The organism is Gilliamella sp. Pas-s27, from assembly GCF_009795865.1.
GTDB lineage: Bacteria > Pseudomonadota > Gammaproteobacteria > Enterobacterales > Orbaceae > Gilliamella.
The window spans coordinates 1-4,363 of the sequence record NZ_WTEW01000050.1 but is presented as its reverse complement, the minus strand read 5'-3'; the positions used below and the strand labels follow the sequence as shown (position 1 = coordinate 4,363).

Genomic DNA, 4,363 nt, shown 5'->3' with positions numbered 1-4,363 from the left:
ACGTCACCCTCTCATCGGGCGAGGCGCTGGGGTTATTCGCCCAAAAATCGGGGATGAAACTGTTTGCCAACCAAGGCGATATCGAAGTGCAAGCCCAAAATGCCAATCTTAACATGGCGGCCAAACAAGATATCAAAGTGGATAGTGTGGATGGCAAAGTCACCCTTACTGCAACAGACAACATCACCCTAATCTGCGGTGGCTCTTATATCAAAGTCAGCAGCGAAGGTATCGAACTGGGTACACAGGATAATATCTATCTTAAGTGTAATGTATTGCAGAAGATGGGGGGGGCAGATATGAATATTGATAATTTATCGTTACCCGACATTATTGGTGATTATGCCGTTAAATTTATATGTAAAGATAAATCAGGAAAAATCTACGCCAATGAACGTTACATTGCTACACTCCCCAATGGCAAAAAGGTGCAAGGTCAAACCGATAAAAATGGATATACACAAGCATTTCATTCTGTGGATGAAAATGAAACCATCACACTGGAATTAATTAGTAGGTAAGTTTAAATATGCCAAATGATAATGAAAATACACAAAGGTGCAACGTTTTTACAGCCCAAACGTGTAAACTTGAAAATGGTGAGGTAGCCATTAAAGAAGTCGTATTAAAAAATGTGCCAACGCCGTTATTTGTGTTATTTGCGTATGGGGGGGATGGCGCAGCAGACTTTGAAAAGGCTGCTACTAATAAAAAAAAGCGATTAGAGAAAAAATACCCCGATGCCGAAATTCGAATCATAAAAGGTTTCCTCTATCCCAATGAGTTTAAGAAAGAGTGGACAAAATTATATAATGAACTTACCCCCCCCGAAACATCTTGTCAATATGATTTATGGCAAATTCACTATTTTGGTCATGGCGGGCATGATGCGCTTTATTTAAAAGGAAAAGGAAATGAAATCCATTTTAACGATCAAGACAATATGGAAGTTTTACCTTGGCATCCTCACGAAGGAATTTTTGTTTTACACTCTTGTAGAGGTGGAGCATATGAAGATACTTATGATAAAGATATGATTGAACAACAAATTTGTTTGGCTAAAACGATTTCAGAAAAGCAAAAAACTCGTTGTTTAGGGCAAGTGACTTATGGTAATTTTGCTACCAATATTACAAAGTTCAATGATATTTTGATTGGTGGAGGAATAGGAGGGATGCCTGATTCAAATAAAGATCTATCAGCTGAAGAAGAAGCAAAACAATATTGCTATCGCTCCAATCGGGTTTTCAACGCAATAGCCCAAATTCATTCTGATGGTGTGCTATGGGGATATGCTTTATTGACGGGAAAAACCAAAACTAAAGTGTTAAAATTAAAAAATAAATATGAAAATAATGACGATATTCAAAACTCAACGCTTCCAAAGCTATACCCCATTTACCAAGAAATTGAAAAATTATCCTCTAAAAATCAAATTCTCCCTTGTCGGGTATTTAATAATGGCACGTTAGAACCACGTATTGTGGAAGTGGATGTTTTTAATCAAAATGATTTGGAGTATCTTTAATGCATCATCTTACCAAAACAACAAAATCAATCCTAAAGAAAATCACTATAGCTATTGGTTTTTGTTTGATTATTGGTATTGTGTATTTTTATTTTGATAATTCATTAAATTTAGATGATAACCTTGTTCAACCGGAAACTACAATTATGGACTATACAATTTATCCTTCAACTATTCCTGAAAATGAATTATTACGCATAGACGAAGCTAAAAAGCTATATCGATATGCATTTGACGATCAAGTATTCTATGGCGTAGTTGATCCTGATAGCTTAGTAAAGTTTATTAAGCATGCTTGGCAATGGGATAAAAATGCGATGCCTTATTATTATGATCTGCTTCATTGGAAAGATTTGTATGATGGAGGGGGAAAAGAAGATGGTATCATGATGTCTTTTGACGAGTTTATGCGTAAATATCGCGATCAGTTAGTGGATAATGCCGGTAACCGACTAGTTGAACCTAAAGTGTTTAGAAGTATAAAAATGAGAGGTTATTTATGGAATAAATTTGCTGATTTAAAATATCCCTATTTTGCTTATCGTAAAAGTGGTCATTATGCGCCTTGTGGATTTGATGAAAAAGGAATAGCAAGACTATGCAAAGATGAACAATTAGAAAAAAGTATTGAATATCTCAATTATGCCATTGAAGGTGGCTACCATTGCTACGAAGGTTTGATAGCCAGAATGTTATTTCAACAAGGGCGTCACTATAAAAATCAGCAATATAAACAACTGAATAAGTTAACTGAATACCGCAAAACGTTAAAATCAGAAGATTTAAAACTGTCGATTGATTATGCGCAGTTAATGGCGGAGCATAGCTCGATTATTGGTATATTACGGGTTACTGAAGCCTATTTATATGGATTAGGCCGTGAGCATGATATTGTTAAAGCCTATGCGTGGTCGTTATTAAGTGATTATGCAAAACAAAAAATCGAGGAACAAGGTAACAATTTAGCGTGGCATGCTTATCAACTTCCGCCAGTTTGGGAATATAATAAGCAAATTCAAACGCGTTTAGAAAAAGTCCTTAATTCAGCACAACAACAAGCGGCCCTAAACTACCTGACAGAGCTTAAAACCAAAATTGTTAGTTGGAACTATAATCGCTGGCGAGATCAGATTGATGATTTTCATCCTAAGCCTTAATCATTCCAAAACTACAACATACTCGTTGTTTAGGGCAAGATGGCATCCTTGGTCAATATGAATGATGCTAAGTTATCGCTAAGAGACAATCGAGCAATTGATGCACAAAATAATGTGTGGTTAAAAATTGATGTACTTGATGATAAAAACCGAAAAAGAAGTGGTTGGGTGTTAGTGAATGGCGAAGGCGCTAAAAGGGTATGTTGTTGGGATTGGTTTGATTTTACGCAAATAAAAGAAACGGCCACATTAAAAGACATCTACCTTGATGCAGACAAATCCCTAAAACGCAATAAAGACAACCATTCCTTATCAGGATATAAACCAACGATAAAAGAAACATTATCCATTCTTGATAAACAATACCTTGTTGAAGAACATAAATATACCAGTATAAAAGAAGCAAGTTTTCAAGGTATTGTAAATAAACCGATATTGTACTCGGCATTAAGTCGCTTATTAATCAATTATAAAAGTGAATGGTACAGTAAAGTTGATGCAGAGGGAAAACTGCGGGAATGGGAAGAATTAAACAGCGAGATGACCGAAGATGCTAAAAATCTATTAGGTTATTTACAAACGGGTGATGAAGCCAAATTCGAGGCATATTTAAGTAGTGTCGGTAAAGCAAAGGACTCGCCTGAAGCGAAAGGGTTTGAAACATTAAGACGAGAAATAAGCCGTTTTCCTGCTGATTATAAAGAATCACCCTCGAAAAAGCTGACTAAAGCGCAGTTTGAATCTTATGCCAAAATGGAAGCATTAGAAAAACAAGTAACAGCTTGGGAAAAGACCAAAGAGAAGATAAAAAAGATGTTATGGTGGGAAGATGTTGCTAAAGGCTTAGCCAGGTTAAACCAACAAAACGACACGCAACCAGAAAATGGCGAGGCAACCAATGCCACAACCGCTACAACCACCGCAACAGACACCACCCCACCTGCCACGCTTAGCGCTGATGGCAAGGCATGGTTTATCCATCCAGTGGCATTATTTAATCTATTTAGGAAAAGTTTTAAGCATGTCAGTTATGAACAATTATCGACAATTATGTCAGGGTGTAATTCAGAAATAATAGAAACTTTTTTACCATTTATTAATGATACAATGGAAATATTTGATATAAAATCGCCATTAAGAAAAGCGCATTTCTTAGCACAAATAGCTCATGAAACTGGGCAATTACGTTATATGGAAGAAATAGCAAGTGGTAAAGCTTATGAAGGAAACATAAGTTTAGGAAATATATTAGAAGGAGATGGCATAAAATTCAAAGGGCGAGGACTTTTACAACTTACTGGACGCAATAATTATACTGCATGTCAAACGTATTTAAGAACAATAAAAAAATATCATAATTTAGATATCACCTCATCTTTAGAAAATGCTAAAAAAGTAGCAAGTAATCCGGAGTTGGCTTCTTTGGCATCTGGTTATTATTGGTTAAAAATAAAGCCCAAATTAAATATTAAAGCTGATGAAGATGACCTGTATTGGGTTTCAGTATATGTCAATGGTTGGAAAAAACAAGATAATCCCTATTATCTGTAGTAGCTCAAATTTAACCTGACAGACACCTATTACTCATCGGCCTTCATTTTAACAAAATGCGTGTCCGATGAGTAAAATAAATTCTCCAATTGCTTTTCCTTAACCAACCCCTTTGCATCATTCCATG

4 protein-coding genes are annotated in these 4,363 nt (G+C 35.8%); all 4 read left to right on the top strand.

All coding sequences use genetic code 11. The features are described from left to right. A partial coding sequence (locus GQ589_RS11275; RefSeq protein WP_160426271.1) for a DUF2345 domain-containing protein occupies window positions 1-521 on the top strand: 521 nt, incomplete at its 5' end. 8 nt (window positions 522-529) lie between these two features. Then, the gene (locus GQ589_RS11270; protein ID WP_160426269.1) at window positions 530-1,528 is read left to right on the top strand and encodes a caspase family protein; all 999 of its coding nucleotides are present in this window, start codon (window positions 530-532) and stop codon (window positions 1,526-1,528) included. After that, entirely contained in the window at window positions 1,528-2,685 is a 1,158-nt protein-coding gene (locus GQ589_RS11265; protein ID WP_160426268.1) for a hypothetical protein, read from the top strand. The genes GQ589_RS11270 and GQ589_RS11265 overlap by 1 nt, the downstream gene beginning before the upstream one ends. Window positions 2,686-2,724: 39 nt before the next feature. Continuing rightward, window positions 2,725-4,236 (top strand): hypothetical protein, encoded by a 1,512-nt coding sequence (locus GQ589_RS12230; RefSeq protein WP_202115091.1) that lies wholly within the window; start codon window positions 2,725-2,727, stop codon window positions 4,234-4,236. The last annotated feature ends 127 nt before the right edge of the window (window positions 4,237-4,363 follow it).

Excerpts from the sequence above, each read along its gene's own strand:
- GQ589_RS11270 (WP_160426269.1), top strand. The coding sequence starts at position 530 with ATGCCAAATGATAATGAAAATACACAAAGGTGCAACGTTTTTACAGCC.
- GQ589_RS11265 (WP_160426268.1), top strand. The coding sequence starts at position 1,528 with ATGCATCATCTTACCAAAACAACAAAATCAATCCTAAAGAAAATCACT.
- GQ589_RS12230 (WP_202115091.1), top strand. The coding sequence starts at position 2,725 with ATGGCATCCTTGGTCAATATGAATGATGCTAAGTTATCGCTAAGAGAC.